15 protein-coding genes are annotated in these 15,353 nt (G+C 66.3%); 13 read left to right on the forward strand and 2 right to left on the reverse strand.

Annotated features, from left to right (window positions below):
• Positions 1–120 precede the first annotated feature (120 nt).
• The 13 genes from sufC (at position 121) to ACCQ12_RS13685 (ending at position 13,809) form a co-directional block, all read left to right on the forward strand.
• A complete protein-coding gene (gene sufC / locus ACCQ12_RS13625; RefSeq protein WP_166751907.1) occupies positions 121–885 on the forward strand; it encodes a Fe-S cluster assembly ATPase SufC in 765 nt (254 codons plus the stop codon).
• The gene (sufD, locus tag ACCQ12_RS13630) at positions 885–2,147 is read left to right on the forward strand and encodes a Fe-S cluster assembly protein SufD (protein ID WP_372381967.1); all 1,263 of its coding nucleotides are present in this window, start codon (positions 885–887) and stop codon (positions 2,145–2,147) included. The genes sufC and sufD overlap by 1 nt, the downstream gene beginning before the upstream one ends.
• A complete protein-coding gene (locus ACCQ12_RS13635) occupies positions 2,144–3,388 on the forward strand; it encodes a cysteine desulfurase (protein ID WP_372361074.1) in 1,245 nt (414 codons plus the stop codon). The genes sufD and ACCQ12_RS13635 overlap by 4 nt, the downstream gene beginning before the upstream one ends.
• 322 nt (positions 3,389–3,710) lie before the next feature.
• Positions 3,711–4,250 (forward strand): GNAT family N-acetyltransferase, encoded by a 540-nt coding sequence (locus tag ACCQ12_RS13640; protein ID WP_047693804.1) that lies wholly within the window; start codon positions 3,711–3,713, stop codon positions 4,248–4,250.
• Entirely contained in the window at positions 4,247–4,576 is a 330-nt protein-coding gene (locus ACCQ12_RS13645; RefSeq protein WP_184374921.1) for a Rieske 2Fe-2S domain-containing protein, read from the forward strand. The genes ACCQ12_RS13640 and ACCQ12_RS13645 overlap by 4 nt, the downstream gene beginning before the upstream one ends.
• A 336-nt stretch (positions 4,577–4,912) precedes the next feature.
• Positions 4,913–7,231 (forward strand): TonB-dependent receptor, encoded by a 2,319-nt coding sequence (locus tag ACCQ12_RS13650; protein WP_372381968.1) that lies wholly within the window; start codon positions 4,913–4,915, stop codon positions 7,229–7,231.
• A 47-nt stretch (positions 7,232–7,278) separates the two neighbouring features.
• The gene (locus ACCQ12_RS13655; protein ID WP_179454313.1) at positions 7,279–7,965 is read left to right on the forward strand and encodes a Fe2+-dependent dioxygenase; all 687 of its coding nucleotides are present in this window, start codon (positions 7,279–7,281) and stop codon (positions 7,963–7,965) included.
• Entirely contained in the window at positions 7,958–8,716 is a 759-nt protein-coding gene (locus ACCQ12_RS13660; protein ID WP_372381969.1) for a tetratricopeptide repeat protein, read from the forward strand. Before ACCQ12_RS13655 ends, ACCQ12_RS13660 begins: the two co-directional genes overlap by 8 nt.
• 6 nt (positions 8,717–8,722) lie before the next feature.
• Entirely contained in the window at positions 8,723–9,361 is a 639-nt protein-coding gene (locus ACCQ12_RS13665; protein WP_179454317.1) for a PepSY-associated TM helix domain-containing protein, read from the forward strand.
• Positions 9,362–9,383: 22 nt separating this feature from the next.
• Positions 9,384–9,899 (forward strand): DUF2271 domain-containing protein, encoded by a 516-nt coding sequence (locus ACCQ12_RS13670; RefSeq protein WP_228314146.1) that lies wholly within the window; start codon positions 9,384–9,386, stop codon positions 9,897–9,899.
• Between the two features lie 161 nt (positions 9,900–10,060).
• Positions 10,061–10,864, forward strand: coding sequence for a DUF4198 domain-containing protein (locus tag ACCQ12_RS13675; RefSeq protein WP_372381970.1), 804 nt, complete (start codon positions 10,061–10,063; stop codon positions 10,862–10,864).
• Positions 10,865–11,224: 360 nt separating this feature from the next.
• Positions 11,225–12,199: an FAD:protein FMN transferase gene (locus ACCQ12_RS13680; protein WP_372381971.1), complete on the forward strand. Its 975-nt coding sequence runs from the start codon at positions 11,225–11,227 to the stop codon at positions 12,197–12,199.
• Complete coding sequence (locus ACCQ12_RS13685) at positions 12,196–13,809, forward strand: sulfite reductase subunit alpha (RefSeq protein ID WP_372381972.1); 1,614 nt, start codon at positions 12,196–12,198, stop codon at positions 13,807–13,809. Before ACCQ12_RS13680 ends, ACCQ12_RS13685 begins: the two co-directional genes overlap by 4 nt.
• A 9-nt stretch (positions 13,810–13,818) precedes the next feature.
• Here ACCQ12_RS13685 and ACCQ12_RS13690 read toward each other — a convergent pair whose 3' ends face one another.
• Together ACCQ12_RS13690 and ACCQ12_RS13695 are read right to left on the reverse strand one after the other, a co-directional pair.
• Positions 13,819–14,556, reverse strand: a complete 738-nt coding sequence (locus ACCQ12_RS13690; RefSeq protein ID WP_372381973.1) for a HutD/Ves family protein — start codon at positions 14,554–14,556, stop codon at positions 13,819–13,821.
• A gap of 299 nt (positions 14,557–14,855) precedes the next feature.
• On the reverse strand, positions 14,856–15,230 hold the full coding sequence (locus ACCQ12_RS13695) for a ComEA family DNA-binding protein (protein WP_005993268.1): 375 nt from the start codon (positions 15,228–15,230) through the stop codon (positions 14,856–14,858).
• Positions 15,231–15,353: the final 123 nt, after the last annotated feature.

Below are 15,353 nucleotides of genomic sequence, written 5' to 3' on the forward strand. Positions count from 1 at the left end.
TCACTTCAATGGCGCGTGGCGACGCGTTCATTAGTCGCTGAGGCTTTCAAGTTGCTTGCGGCGCCCCCTCACCCCAACCCTCTCCCGACGGGAGAGGGGCTCAATCACTGGATTACGACTATGCTCAACATTCAAAACCTCCACGCCAGCATCGCCGGCAAAGACATCCTCAAGGGCCTGTCGCTGGACATCCAGCCGGGCCAGGTGCACGCCATCATGGGGCCCAACGGCGCGGGTAAATCCACGCTGGGCAACGTGCTGGCCGGGCGCGACGGCTATGAGGTCAGCGCCGGCAGCGTGCAGTTCGAAGGCAAGGACCTGCTCGACCTGCCGCCGGAAGAACGCGCCGCCGCCGGCCTGTTTCTGGCCTTCCAGTACCCGGTGGAGATCCCCGGCGTCAACAACACCTACTTCCTGCGCGCCGCACTCAATGCGCAGCGCAAGGCACGTGGCGAGGACGAGCTGGATTCGATGCAGTTCCTCAAGCTGGTGCGCCAGAAGCTCGCCGTACTGCATCTGAAGGACGAGCTGCTGCATCGCGGCGTCAACGAAGGGTTCTCCGGTGGCGAAAAGAAGCGCAACGAGATCTTCCAGCTGGCGGTGCTCGAACCCAAGCTCGCCATCCTGGACGAGACCGACTCCGGCCTGGACATCGATGCGCTCAAGAGCGTGGCCGACGGCGTCAATGCATTGCGCTCGCCGGAGCGCTCGTTCCTGGTGATCACCCACTACCAGCGTCTGCTCGACTACATCAAGCCGGACGTGGTGCATGTGCTGGCCGAAGGCCGCATCGTGCAGAGCGGCGGCCCGGAGCTGGCGCTGGAGCTGGAAAAACACGGTTATCACTTCCTCAAGGACCGTGTCGTGCCCGAGGTTGCCGCCTGATGAGCGCCCTGCTCGACTCCCTGGCACGCGGCTTCTGCGGTGACGATGCGCGCCGCGCCGAGCTGGATGCCGCGCTGCAGTCCGGCCTGCCCGGCCCGCGCGCCGAAGCCTGGAAGTACACCTCGCTGCGGCAGCTGGAACGACGCAGCTTCCACCCGGCGCCACTGGTACCGACCTTGGTCGATGCCGCCGCGCTGGACGACATTCCGACGCCGCGGCTGGTGTTCGTCAATGGACGGCCATCGGCGGCGCTCAGTGATGTGGCGAGCCTGCCGGACGGTGTACAGCTGGACACCCTGTCCGCCTCGATCGCCGCAGGCGATGACGCGCAGCATCTGCTCGGCCGTCGTTTCGAGGGCAGCGACGAGATCTTCGCCCGCCTCAATGCCGCGCTGGCCGACGAAGGCGTGCTGGTGCGTGTGCGCGACGGCGCGCAGATCGCGCTGCCGCTGCACCTTGTCTTTGTCAGCGTGGCCGGCGAGCACGATCTGTCCTGGCATCACCGCCATCTGATCGAACTGCGGGCCGGCGCAGCACTGAGCGTGGTCGAGCACCATCTGCACGTCGGCGACGCGGCGCACCTGGACAACAGCGTGATGCATGTGCACCTGGGTCAGGACGCGGCGCTGTCGCATGCCCGCGTGCAAGCCGACAGCGCGCAAGCGACCTCGCTGCTGCGCACCGATGCCGTGCTCGCACGCGATGCACGCTACCAGCGCGTGGATCTGGAACTGGGCGCCGGCCTGTCGCGGCACGAGCTCAACGTGCGCCTGGAAGGCAACAATGCACGGCTCACCGCCAACGGCGTGTTGCTGGGCAACGGCCGCCGCCATGTCGATACGCGCCTGGGCATCGACCATATCGCCCGCGATACCGCCTGCGAGCTGGTGTGGCGGGGTGTCGGCGCCGACCGCAGCCGCCTGGTGTTTCATGGCGGCATCCATATCCGGCCCGGCGCCGACGGCACCGACGCGCGGCTGTCCAACAAGAACCTGTTGCTGTCTGCCAACGCCGAGATCGACACCCAGCCGGTGCTGGTGATCGATGCCGATGAAGTGCAGGCTGCGCATGGCGCCACGGTCGGCCAGCTCGACGAAAACGCCTTGTTCTATCTGCGCTCCCGCGGCCTGCCGCAGGCCGAGGCACAGCGCCTGCTCAGCGCCGCGTTTTGCCACGAGCCGCTGCGGGTGCTGCCCACGGCGTTGAGCGCCGTGCTGGCCTTGCAGCTGGACCGCGCCCTGAATTCGGCGGGTGTGGCATGAACGCGCCTGCCGTCGCTGCGGGTAGCGCCCCGGAGTGGGAGCGCGTCCGTTCCGACTTCCCGCTCCTGATGCGGCAGGTGCACGGCAAGCCGCTGATCTACTTCGACAACGCCAACACCGGGCAAAAGCCGCTGCAGGTCATCGCGGCCACCGATGAGTTCTATCGCCGTCAGAACGCCAACGTCAGCCGCGCGGTGCATGCGCTGGGCAGCGAAGCCACTGACGCGTTCGAGGGCGCCCGCAGCAAGCTGGCGCGCTTTCTCAACGTGCGCGCCGACGAGCTGGTGCTGTGCAGCGGCACGACCTTCGCGATCAATCTGGTCGCTTATTCCTGGGCCTTGCCGCGACTGGGCGCCGGCGATGTGATCCTGATCTCGCGCATGGAACACCATGCCAACATCGTGCCGTGGCAGCTGGTGGCCCAGCGCACCGGGGCTACTATCCGTGTTGCCGAAATCACCCCCGATGGCGCGCTGGATCTGGACGCCTTGCGCAAGGCGATGACGCCCGAGGTCAAGTTGCTGGCGATCACCCATGTGTCCAATGTGCTGGGCACGGTCAATCCGGTGCGCGAGATCTGCCGCGAGGCACGCAAGCGCGGCATTGTCAGCGTGGTGGACGGCTCACAGGCGGCGCCGCATCGGCGTATCGATGTGGCCGGCATCGGCTGCGATTTCTATGCCATCACCGGCCACAAGATGTGCGGCCCCACCGGTACCGGCGCGTTGTGGGCACGCCGCGAACATCTGCAGGCCATGCCGCCATTTCTGGGCGGCGGCGAGATGATCAAGGAAGTGAGCTTCGAGAACACCGTTTTCAACGATGCCCCGCACAAGTTCGAAGCCGGCACACCCAACATCGCCGGTTTCATCGGCCTGGGCGCGGCCGTGGATTATCTGGAGTCGATCGGTCTGGACCACGTGGAAGCGCGCGAAGCCGAACTGCTGGCGCACTTCACCGAAGAGCTGCACCGGATCGACGGCCTGCGTATCTTCGGCACCACGCCGGACAAGGCGGCCGTGGTGTCGTTCCTGATCGACGGCGCACATTCGCACGACCTGGCCACCCTGCTCGACCTGGAAGGCGTCGCGGTCCGCTCCGGCCAGCACTGCGCGCATCCGCTGCTGCAGTACTACGGTGTTGCGGCCACCTGCCGCGCCTCGCTGGCGTTCTACAACACGCACGACGAGATCGAGCGCTTTGTTGCGGCATTGAAGAAGGTGCGGACGTTGCTTGGGTGAGTAGTAGACCCGTCACTTCTGTGCGCCGTTCCTTCTCCCATCGGGAGAAGGTGCCCCGAAGGGGCGGATGAGGGTACGTGCGACGCCTGGCGTTGTTCGACTGCACGAGCGCTTCGCTCCGTACCCTCACCCCAACCCGTCTCCCGGGGGGAGAGGGGCTCGCTTCTGCTTCCTCCGGCTTTGCCTGCACTGGCTGCGGATGGCCCAGCAGATCCTGCGTGCATTGCGGGGGCTGCCATACATGTCTACATGCAACAGACCAAGCACCAGCGAATCCCGAATCCCGAATCACCCATTCCCGATTCCCGCTAAACTGCCCTGCATGCAGACCACCACTTTCCGCACCGCCACCGTCGATGACATCGACGCCCTTGTCCAGTTGGTGACCTCGGCCTATCGCGGCGACAGCAGCCGCGTGGGCTGGACCACGGAGGCCGACATTCTCGACGGCGCGCGTATCGATCCTGCAGTGCTGCGGCAGGACATCCTGCGCGAACGCAGCCTGGTGTTGCTGGTCGAGCAGGATGGCCGGCTGGTGGCGTGTGCCCACATCGCCGACGATGAGGGCGCCGGGTATTTCGGCATGTTCGCGGTCGACCCGACACTGCAGGGGAGCGGCCTCGGCAAGACATTGCTGGCCGAGGGCGAGCGCATCGCTGCCACCGAATGGCAACTGCCGGTCATGCGCATGACCGTGATCGATGTGCGCAACGAACTCATTGCCTTTTATGAGCGCCGCGGCTATCGGCGCACCGGCATCCTCAAGCCGTTTCCGTACGGCGACGAACGCTTCGGCGTGCCGCTGCGCCAGGATCTGCGCTTCGAAGTGCTGGAAAAACCGCTGGACGGCGCATCCCCGTGAGCGAGACCTGGACCTTTGTCTGCGCCAGCGCAGCCTTGCTGCCCGGCGAACTGCAAACCGTGTGGGATGAAGTGACCGACGCACCCATCGTGGTGTTCAACCTCGACGGCGAGCTGTACGCGCTGGAAGACCGCTGCAGCCATGAAGATTACGAACTGTCGCCCGGCAGCTTCGACCCGGTGACCGGTACCATCGAGTGCCAGCTGCATAGTGCGCGCTTCGATATCCGCGATGGCCGCCCACTGTGTGCACCCGCGTACACCGCCGTGCCCAAGTTTCCGGTCAAGCGCGAGCACGACGGCATCTGGACCCGCGACGACCGCTGAGGCGACCATCGCCCAGCCCGCAACCCCACGCTAACGCCCGCCATCGACGGGCAGCGTGCGTCGTCGATCGGCGAAGATTGCAAAGAAGAATGATTTGCATTTAAGATCGCAGCCCTTCAGGTCTTCTTAACATCTGACCTGCCTGCGATCCCATGCGCCCTGCCCTGCCCGACACCTCTGATCCGCTTGTTACCGGCCTGCGCTTTTCAGCGCCGCGCCGCCGCGCGCGTGGTGGCAGCCGGCGGGTCGCGGTGGGCTAGCGGCGGCGTTCGACCCTTCCCGCATCCGCCGAGCCATCGCCAGGCTGGAGCATCGCTTTCCTTTTCGAGACATCTCATGACTCCCAGGATTTCCCCGCTCACCTCGGCCGTGCTGTTGACCCTGTCCGCTCCCGCCCTTGCCCAACCTGGCGACGCGCCGGCCCCTCCGGGTGCGGTGGATCTGGATGCCATCCGGGTGCAGCAGGAACGTGCGCAGAAGCCGTCCTCGCCCAAGTACACCGAAGCCCTGCGCGATACGCCGCAGACCATCACCGTGGTCACCAAGCAGACCATGGACCAGCAGAATCTGCTGTCCTTGCGCGATGTGCTGAGCACCCTGCCCGGCATCACCTTCGGCGCGGGCGAAGGCGGCGGCGGCTATGGCGACAGCATCAACCTGCGCGGTTTCACGGCAAGCAGCGACATCACCACCGACGGCGTACGCGACAGTGCGCAATACAGCCGCAGCGACACCTTCAACCTGGAAGCGGTGGAGCTGATCAACGGCGCCAATTCGGCCATGTCCGGTGCCGGCTCGGTCGGCGGCAACATCAATCTGGTGACCAAGACGGCTGGCCAGGGCGACTTCACCAACGTGCTGATCGGTGGCGGCAGCGACCGCTACGGCCGCCTCACCGTCGACAGCAACTACGACTTCGACAACGGCACCGCCGTGCGACTGAACGCGATGGGCCACACCCAGGACGTGCCGGGCCGCGATGAAGAATTCCGTCATCGCTGGGGCTTTGCGCCGTCGGTGGCCTTCGGCCTGGGCTCGGACACCCGCTTCACCCTGAGCTACCTGCACCAGCACGACAACAACCTGCCGCAGTACGGCGTGCCGTTTGCGCTCAGCCCGTTCAACGACGGCCCACTGCCGGGCGTGGACCGCGAAACCTATTACGGCTATCGCAACACCTCGCGTCAGGAGATCGACGTCGACATGCTCACCGGCGTGCTGGACATGGACTTCAGTGACACCTTCAAGCTGCGCAGCCTGGCGCGTCTGCAGCGGGTGGACCAGAGCCTCAATGCCACCGCGCTGCAGGGCACCTGGTGCCTGCCCGATGGCACCGACCCGTACACAGGTCGCGCCTGCGTCGGCCAGCCGCCCGCCACCTGGAACCCGAACAGCGGCCCGCGCGGCCTGGTGCGCGAGACCGAGAATTTCATTGCGCACAGCCAGACCGATCTGACCGCCACGCTGCGTACCGGCGCCATCGAGCATCGCATCGTCGCCGGCGTGGCCTTCAGCAAGGAAGACTTCGAGCTGGACAGCGGTACGACCTTCCGCAATGCCGACGGCTCCACCACGGGCATCACCTACCCGCTGCAGAGCTTCGACAAACCGTACAACATCTGGACCGGCCCGCAGAACTATTTCCGCACCGCTCACAGCAAGGGCAGCCTGACCAACCAGGCGATCTACCTGTTCGATACGCTGCAGTTCAACGAGCAGTGGATGCTCAATGTCGGCGGGCGCTACGAGCACAACGAAGGCGATAGCACCACCTACACCGTCAACGCCGCCGGTGGCATCACCGGCGTTGCCGCAGGTTTCCCGGCCGGCAACGAAGAAGACCTGTTCTCCTACCGCGCCGGCCTGGTGTTCAAGCCGGCCGATAACGCCAGCCTGTATCTGTCCTACGCCAACAGCAAGACGCCCTCCAAGGCGTCGGTCAACGGCTCGTGCACGCCGATCGCCAGCGCCACCGCCGGTGCCAACTGCAATGTCGCCCCGGAAACGGCCGTCAACATCGAACTCGGCGGTAAATGGGACGTACTCGATGAGCGCCTGGCGCTGACCGCGGCGGTGTTCCGCAACGAACGTGAGAACTACAAGGTCAACAGCGGCGACCCGCTGATTCCCGAGCAGGTGCTGGACGGCAAGGCACGCGTGGACGGCATCGCGCTGGGTGCGGCCGGCTACCTGACCGACCGCTGGTCGATCTTCGCCAATTACACCTTCCTGGACAGCGAAGTGCTGCAGAGCGTGTCCAATCGCACCGCCAGCCTCACCGGCGATCCGGTCGCCGGACGCGAACTGGTGCAGACCCCGCGCAATGCCGGCAACATCTGGACCACCTATTCGCTCAACCAGTGGACCTTTGGTTATGGCGTCACCTATCAGGGCGGCTTCTATCCGAACAATGCGTCGGGCGCGGCCTACATCAAGACCGACGATTACTGGGTGCACCGGGCGATGGTCGGCCTGCGCGTCAACGACTGGCTCAGCCTGCAGTTGAACGTCAACAACCTGTTCGACAAGGAGTACTACACCAGCGTGCGCAACAACCTGACCGTCAATGCCGCAGGCACCGTCACCGCCGGAAACGGCTGGGCATTGCCGGGCGACGGCCGCTCGGCAGTATTGAACGCCACCTTTAGTTTCTGACCCCCGGCACGCCGCCCGGCTGGCACGGGCGGCGTGGAGAACACCGCATGTTGCTGCCCATTCCCGATGTGTTGACGCCCGCGCAGCTGCACACGTTGCGCGCGCGACTGGACGCGGCCGATTGGGCAGACGGCCGCATCACCGCCGGCCATCAATCGGCGCAGGCCAAGGACAATGCGCAGCTGCCCGAAGACAGCGCGGTGGCGCGCGACGCCAGTGCGCTGGTGCTGGACGCACTGGCGCGCAGCAGCACGTTCTTTTCGGCGGCATTGCCACGCCGGATCTATCCGCCGTTGTTCAACCGCTACAGCGGCGGGCAGTCGTTCGGCTATCACGTCGACAACGCGGTGCGGTACGACCGCAGTCGCGGTGGCGCCGAACCGGTACGTACCGATGTGTCGGGCACGCTGTTTCTCAGCGACCCGGATAGTTACGACGGTGGCGAGCTGGTGATCGAAGACACCTACGGCACCCAGTCGGTCAAATTGCCGGCCGGGCACCTGGTGATCTACCCCGGCACCAGCCTGCACAAGGTGATGCCCGTGACACGCGGTACGCGGGTGGCATCGTTCTTCTGGACCCAGAGCATGCTGCGCGACGATGCGCAGCGCCGCCTGTTGTTCGAACTGGATGTCTCGATCAGGCGCCTCACACAAGACACGCCCGGCCATCCGTCGCTGGTCCAGCTCACCGGCGTCTATCACAACCTGTTGCGGCAATGGGCCGATGTCTGAGCCTGCGCTGGACCCTGCGCAGTGGATCGGCCTGCTGCGCACGCAGCCGGACCAGGCCATTGCGTTGCTACGCAGGGCCGCGGCCGGTCACGATCCGAATGCACAACTGCTGCTCGCCCAGATCTATGCCGAAGGGCGCGGCATCGCCGCAGACCCGGCCCTGGCAATGCTGTGGTACGAAGTGGCCGCCAATGGCGGGCATCCGGAGGCGATGAATCAACTGGGCCGCTGCCATGAGCTGGGGTTTGGCACTGCCTCCAACGAGACGCTGGCGGCCTTGTGGTACCGCCGCGCCGCCGAGCACGATCTGGTGTGGGGCATGTACAACCTGGCGCATCTGTACGCCTCCGGGCGGGGTGTGGCGCAGGACCACGCGCAGGCCCTGGCGCTGTATCGCCGCGCGGCCGAGCGTGGCCACGCCAAGTCGATGAACTTTCTGGCGCGTTATCTCGACCAGGGCCTGGCCTGCAGCCCCGATCCGCTGGCCGCGCGCCACTGGTATCGCCGCTCCGCCGAAGCCGGCGATTTCCGTGGCCAGGCAAGCTATGCCACCTTGCTGGCAGACAGTGGCGAACTGGACCTGGCCGAACAGTGGATGCGTCGCGCCATCGCCGGAGGACACGCCGGCTTCCTGCGTCAGCTCACGCCGCTGCTGGCCAATGCACCGCAGCCGCGCCTGCGCGCACTGCTGGGCCAGGTGGCCCTGCGGCAGGCGCACCTGCAGCCGTCCGCTCCTGCGGACGTGGCATAGACCCGTATGTCCACTTCGAACGACGCCGTCGCCAACGCCCAGCAACGCCGCGGGTTCTGGCTGCGCATGCTGCATCAGTGGCACTGGATCAGTTCGGCGTTGTGCCTGATCGGCATGCTGCTGTTTACGCTCACCGGGCTGACCCTGAATCACGCTGTACGCATCGAAGCCAGCCCATCGACCGAGCAGCGCGCACTGACCCTGCCGCCTGCGCTGCTGACCACCCTGGGCGACAGGCAAGAGGGCGACGCACCACTGCCGCCACGCGTGGCGCATTGGCTGGAGCGCGAACTGGACATCGGCATCGGCGCGCGCAGCGGCGAGTGGTCCGCGGACGAGGTGTATGTGGCCCTGCCCCGCCCAGGCGGCGATGCCTGGTTGAGCCTGGACCGCCACACCGGCGCGATCGAATACGAATCCACCACGCGTGGCGCGATCGCCTACCTCAACGACCTGCACAAGGGCCGCAACGCAGGGCCTGCCTGGGGGTGGTTCATCGACGTGTTCGCCATCGCCTGCCTGGTGTTCTGCATCACCGGCCTGTTCCTGCTGCACCTGCATGCCCGTCAGCGCAGCATGACCTGGCCGCTGGTCGGCCTCGGTTTACTGGTGCCGCTACTGCTTGCCTTGCTGTTGATCCACTGACCCCTCGTTACCGGAGACGATCATGCGCGCCACCCTGACCATCGCCCTGAGCGGCCTGCTCGCCATGCCGGCGTATGCGGCCACGCTCGACATCAACGTCGAAATCCCCAAGCTCAATGTCGCCGAATATCACCGCCCTTATGTGGCGATCTGGCTGGAAGGCGCCGATCAGAAAGTCGCGGCCAACCTGGCGGTCTGGTACCAGTCCAAGGACACCGCGGAAGGCCACGGCACCAAGTGGCTGCCGGACCTGCGCCAGTGGTGGCGCAAGAGCGGCCGCACCCTGACCGTGCCGGTGGATGGCGTGACCGGCCCCACCCGCCCGGCCGGCGCGCACGCGCTGTCGTTCTCCGACACCAAGGGCGCGCTGAAGGCGCTGCCGGCCGGTCAATACACGCTGGTGGTGGAGGCCGCGCGCGAAGTGGGCGGGCGTGAGTTGGTCAAGGTGCCTTTCACCTGGCCGGCCACGTCTGCGCAATCCGCCAAGGCCAGCGGCAGCAGCGAGCTGGGCACGGTCAGCCTGACTGCCAAACCGTGACGCGCGAGCGCACCGCGGCCAGGCATGCAGCGGCGCGCAGGACGCACGCGGTTTCCTCGCAGCAAACACGCTCTACTTCGCCGGGCCTATTGCCCCCGCAGCGCCGCAGCGTGCTGCTCAACCACGCGCCCCCTCGACCTTATCGTCTTCAAGGAGTTGTCATGACACGTTCGCTCGCCCTGATCGCCATGCTTGCCGCACTTCCTGTCAGCGCGCTGGCCCACAAGGCCTGGCTGCTGCCGTCGCAGACCGTGCTGGCCGGGGAAGCCCCGTGGATCACCGTCGATGCGGCGGTCTCCAACGACCTGTTCTACTTCAATCACGTGCCGCTGCGCCTGGACAACCTGAGCATCACTGCGCCGGACGGCAGCACGCTCAAGCCGGAAAATCCGGCAACCGGCAAATACCGCAGCGTGTTCGACCTGCAACTCACCCAGCCGGGCACCTACAAGCTCGGCATCGTCAACGCCGGCCTGTTCGCCAGCTGGAAGGAAGACGGCAAGCCCAAGCGCTGGCGTGGCAACGAAGCCAGCTTCGCCACCGAAGTGCCGAAAAATGCGCAGGAGCTGCAGGTCTCGCAATCGCTCAACCGCGTAGAGACCTTCGTCACCCGCGGCGCTCCCACCACCACCGTATTCAAGCCCACCGGCAAGGGCATCGAGTTGCTACCGGTCACCCACCCCAACGACCTGGTGGCCGGCGAAGCGGCGCTGTTCTCTCTGCAGCTGGATGGCAAGCCGGCAGCCGGCCTCGAGATCGAAATCGTGCGTGGCGGCACCCGCTATCGCGATGCGCAACATGAAATCAAGCTCAAGACCGACGCCAAGGGCAACTTCAGCGTGACCTGGCCGGAAGCGGGCATGTACTGGCTGGAGACCACCAGCGAAGACACCAGGACCTCGCTGCCGCAGGCCAAGCAGCGTCGCCTGGGCTATGTGGCAACGCTGGAAGTGCTGCCGCAATAAGAGCGGCTGACACCATTGCTGCGCACCATCCGGCAGACGCGGTCGGTGCTCGGCATCTGTCTGTCCTCGTGCACTTTCGGCTCCTGTGCAGCGTCGATGCCCAACTGGCCACTGCTTGCCATCTGTCTTGGCCGCAGTGACGGCAGCGCGCGCAACGGTTCTGGTGACATACCAGGACCGTGCACGAGGGAGCCTTTCGCCCCCCGCTACCGTCCGCGTCGCAACGGTCCACGCGGGGATGCTGGGATGCTGCGCACAGCAGAGGGCATTGATCGCCGAACCGCCAACATACGGATGCAATCGGCTGCGCCGCACCTCACCATGGCGTTCCTGCCGCAGCGCCCGCCCACCAGTCCACGTATGAACTCACCGACTCCCGCAGACGCAACGCTTGCCACCCTGGGCGGCCGCAGCATGGGCACCACCTGGAGCGTGAAGCTGGTGGCGCCACGCACGCGCGACCTGCATCCCCTGCATGCAGGCATCCAGACTGCGCTCGACCGGGTGGTGGCGCAGATGAGCACCTGGGAAGCGGGCTCGGACATCAGCCGCTACAACCGCGCTTCTGCGGGAGGCTGGCATCCCTTGCCGGAGGATTTCCAGCGCGTGCTGCACGCCGCACTGCAGATCGCGCAGGCCAGCGGTGGCGCGTTCGACCCGACCATCGGGCCGCTGGTCGAACTGTGGGGCTTTGGCCCTTCCGGCGGCCGGCGACGCGTGCCCTCCCCCGAGCAGATCGCATTGGCCAGCCTGCGTTGCGGGTGGCAGCGGCTGGAGCTGGATGGCCAGCGGCTGCTACAGCCAGGTGCCGTGTCGCTGGACCTGTCCGGCATCGCAAAGGGATTCGGCGTGGACTGTGTGCACCACGCGCTGATCAAGGCCGATATCGCCAGCGCCCTGATCGAGGTCGGCGGCGAGTTGTTCGGCTATGGACGCAAGCCCGATGGCAGCGCCTGGCGCGTGCTGGTCGAATCCGCGCCCGATGAAGAGGCTGGCGCTGCACTGCCGCCCCGCGTAGTCGCCCTGGACGGACTGGCCGTGGCCACTTCCGGCGATCGCTGGCACCGTTTCGACGCCGAGGGAACGCGCTACACGCACACGCTGGACCCGCGCACGGGTTCCCCGATCGCGCATGCGCCCGCTGCCGTGACCGTGCTCGCGCGCGATGCGATGCATGCCGATGCCTGGGCCACTGCGATGACCGTCCTCGGCGCCGATGCCGGGCTGGCCTACGCACGCAACGCCGACCTGGCCGTGCGCTTTCTGACCCGACAGGACGGCGCCCTGAGCGAAGCGATGAGCCCCGCGTTCGAGCGGCACCTGGCGGCGTCATGAGCGGCGCACCTGCCCGCATCTGGTTTGGCAATGGCGCGCTGCTGCTCGCCCTGGCCGCACTGGGTGCATGGTTTGCCAGCCTGCATGCTGGCATATGGTGGAGCGCGCCCACTCCGCATCGCTGGCAGTGGGCCGGCCTTGGCGTGGCGAGCTACGCAGGATTGTGCACCGCCATCTTCCTCCGCCGCCGCACGCGGACCGGTGCGCCGCACGGACGCGGCAGCAGCCTGCTGATCGCGTGGGCAAGCCAGACCGGGTTCGCACGCGAGCTTGCCGAACGCAGCGCAGCGGCATTCCAGTTGGCAGGCATTGGCGCCCACGCGTTGCCGCTGGAGGCGGTCAGTGCAGAGCAACTGGCGCGCGTACCGCGGTTGCTGTGCATCGTCAGCACCACCGGCGAGGGCGATGCGCCGGATCACGCACAGGTAGTGGAGCGCGACTGGCTCAGCGACGACGGGCTGGCAGCCGTGCAGTACGCGGTACTGGCGCTGGGCGATCGGCGATACGCGCAGTTCTGCGCGTTCGGTCGTCGCCTCGATCATCGCCTGCAGGCGCGTGGCGGCGTCCGTCTGTTCGAGCGCATCGAGGTCGACAATGCCGACCCGCAAGCGCTGAAACGGTGGCAGCACCAGCTGGCAGCACTCACACCTGCGCTCGATGCGCAGCCGAACTGGAGCCTGCCGACCTATGCCGCCTGGCAGCTGCGCGACCGTTGCCACGTCAATCCCGGCAGTGCCGGCGCACCGGTCCATCGGCTTCGGCTCACGCCCTGCGAGGGACCGCTGCCGCATTGGCAGGCTGGCGACATCGCCGAGATCGCCCCGCAAAACCCGCCGGAGCAGGTGGAGGCCTGGCTGCAGCAGCACCAATACGATGGCGCGCGGATGATCGACGGCCGCTCGCTGCGCGACTGGCTCAGCGGCGCGCGTTTGCCAGAAGATGCCGATGCCGATGCCGCGATATTCAATGCAGACCTCGACGTGTTGGTGCACAACCTGGTTGCGTTGCCGCATCGCGAGTATTCGCTGGCATCGATCCCCGAGGAAGGACACGCCGAACTGCTGATCCGCGAACACCGGCAGGCCGATGGACGCCCAGGCGTCGGCAGCGGCTGGCTTTGCCTGCATGCGCCGATCGGTGCGCACATCGCGTTGCGTGTGCGCAGCAATCCGGGCTTTCATCCACCTGCACCGGAGCACCCCATGCTGCTGATCGGCAATGGCACCGGCATCGCCGGGTTGCGCGCGCACCTGGTCGCACGCATTGCAGCGGGCGCGCGCGACAACTGGTTGATCTTCGGCGAACGCAATGCCGCATACGACGCGCTCTACGCCGAAGAATTGCAGCAGTGGCGCCGTGAGGGCTGGATCGCCCGTCTCGATCTGGTGTACTCGCGCGACCAAAACGCCGCGCCGCGCTACGTACAACACGTACTCACCGCCGCTGCCGACACCTTGCGCCACTGGGTCGACCGCGGCGCCTGCCTCTATCTGTGCGGCAGCCTGCGCGGCATGGCACCCGATGTCGATCGCGCACTCGACACCGTTTTAGGAGCCGAACTCAGACAGGCGCTGCTGGACAGCGGCCGCTACCGCCGCGACGTGTACTGAACCTGTGGCCTACTCGGCCGCTCCCGGATACGGGCTCACCCGAATTGCCAGCAACTCGCCACCGCCATCCAGCACGTAGCGACTGCGTGCCGCGGCGCTCAGCCAGGCGGTATCGCCGGCCGCCAACGGCGGCAGCGCACTATCGCGGCCAAAACTGGCCTGACCGGTCAGCAAATGGATCGCCCAGGCGCTGGAAGGGTCGGCGAAAAACAGCATGGTGCCGACCAGGGGCCGATGCAGCAGCTCGGTCCGCACCAGATCGCGCCGCCACATCAGGTTGAAGTCCTGCGTCGGCCCGTCGAGCAGTTCGGCACTCACCGTCTCTTCGCCCGCAAATCGGACGCGCTGGTAAGGCGGCAGCAACGCCACACGACGGCCCGCACGAGAGGCGGCCACGCCAGTAGCCGCGTTGATCAGAAGGTCGCCGCTCTGACCCGTATCTCTACCTGCATCTGCATCTGCCCCTGCAGCATCGCCATGGCCGGCATCACCATCGGCGGCGTGCTCGCCGTTGCCAAACTTCAGCCGCATGCCGTTACCGTGCAGCAGCACCAGTTCGCGGTCGACGCCCGGAAACGCAGAAAACGCAGCGTCCTGCTCGATCTCGGCGATCGACAGGCGTAGCGCCCAGTGCTCGGCGTTCCCAAGCCGCAGGATCTCGCGCGTCCACCCCAATTGATTGCGCCAGCGCTCGCGGCGGTAGTCGGTGGCCGGAATCACCCGGCTGCTCAGGTCTGTCAGCTGCATCGGCGCATTGTGCCCGAAGCCCTGCCGTCACAGCGTCACCCGCCCTCGATGGCCGGGCACGCAGACATCACCGCTGCCCTGCCCCGCCTGCCCGGCACGGCCCTCGCTCATGGAGTGGACCAGTTTCCGCGGAGCCACCAGTTCCGCCTGCCCCAACGAAAAACGCCCGGCTGCACATCCAAGTGCAACACCGGGCGATTCCACGTCCTTGTCGGCTTCCAGCCATCCCCCAGACATCCTGTCCAGTTAGGTTGCGGCCACGCATCCTCGCGTCGAACCGTATCTCGGATCCCTTCCCCTTAACGCCGTCCCACCGGTTTCACCGCCGCCCCCTTGGCAGCCTTCTTGGCGGGAGCCATCGTGGCTCCTACCTCGATCAGGTCGCGATTCCGTTCGACCGTCTTGAGTCCGATGCCCTTGACCAGTGCCAGTTCCTCGGCACTTTTGAAGGGACCGTTTGCCTGACGGTGCTCGACGATTGCCTCGGCTTTTGATCGCCCGACATTCGTCAGCACCTTGTCCAATTCCTCAGCAGACGCGGTGTTGATATCGACCTTCTCAAGCGCGTACGCATTCGAGGACAACAGCAACGCCAGTAGCAGGGACTTCAGGACTACGGTAAATGACTTCATTGCAACGCTCCTTGTGGCTTGGGTGATGGTCCTAGCCAGCATTCCTGCCGGCGGAGCCAGTGTCCCGCGCCACATGCAGCAATCCTATCGCCAACGAACTTTTCACACAGCCGGTGAACTGCGCGCCGCCTTGTAGGGAAATCCCTACCCCATGTCACCGGCGTA

Origin of the sequence: Xanthomonas sp. NCPPB 1068 (assembly GCF_041479385.2) — a bacterium.
GTDB classification, from domain to species: domain Bacteria; phylum Pseudomonadota; class Gammaproteobacteria; order Xanthomonadales; family Xanthomonadaceae; genus Xanthomonas; species Xanthomonas cannabis.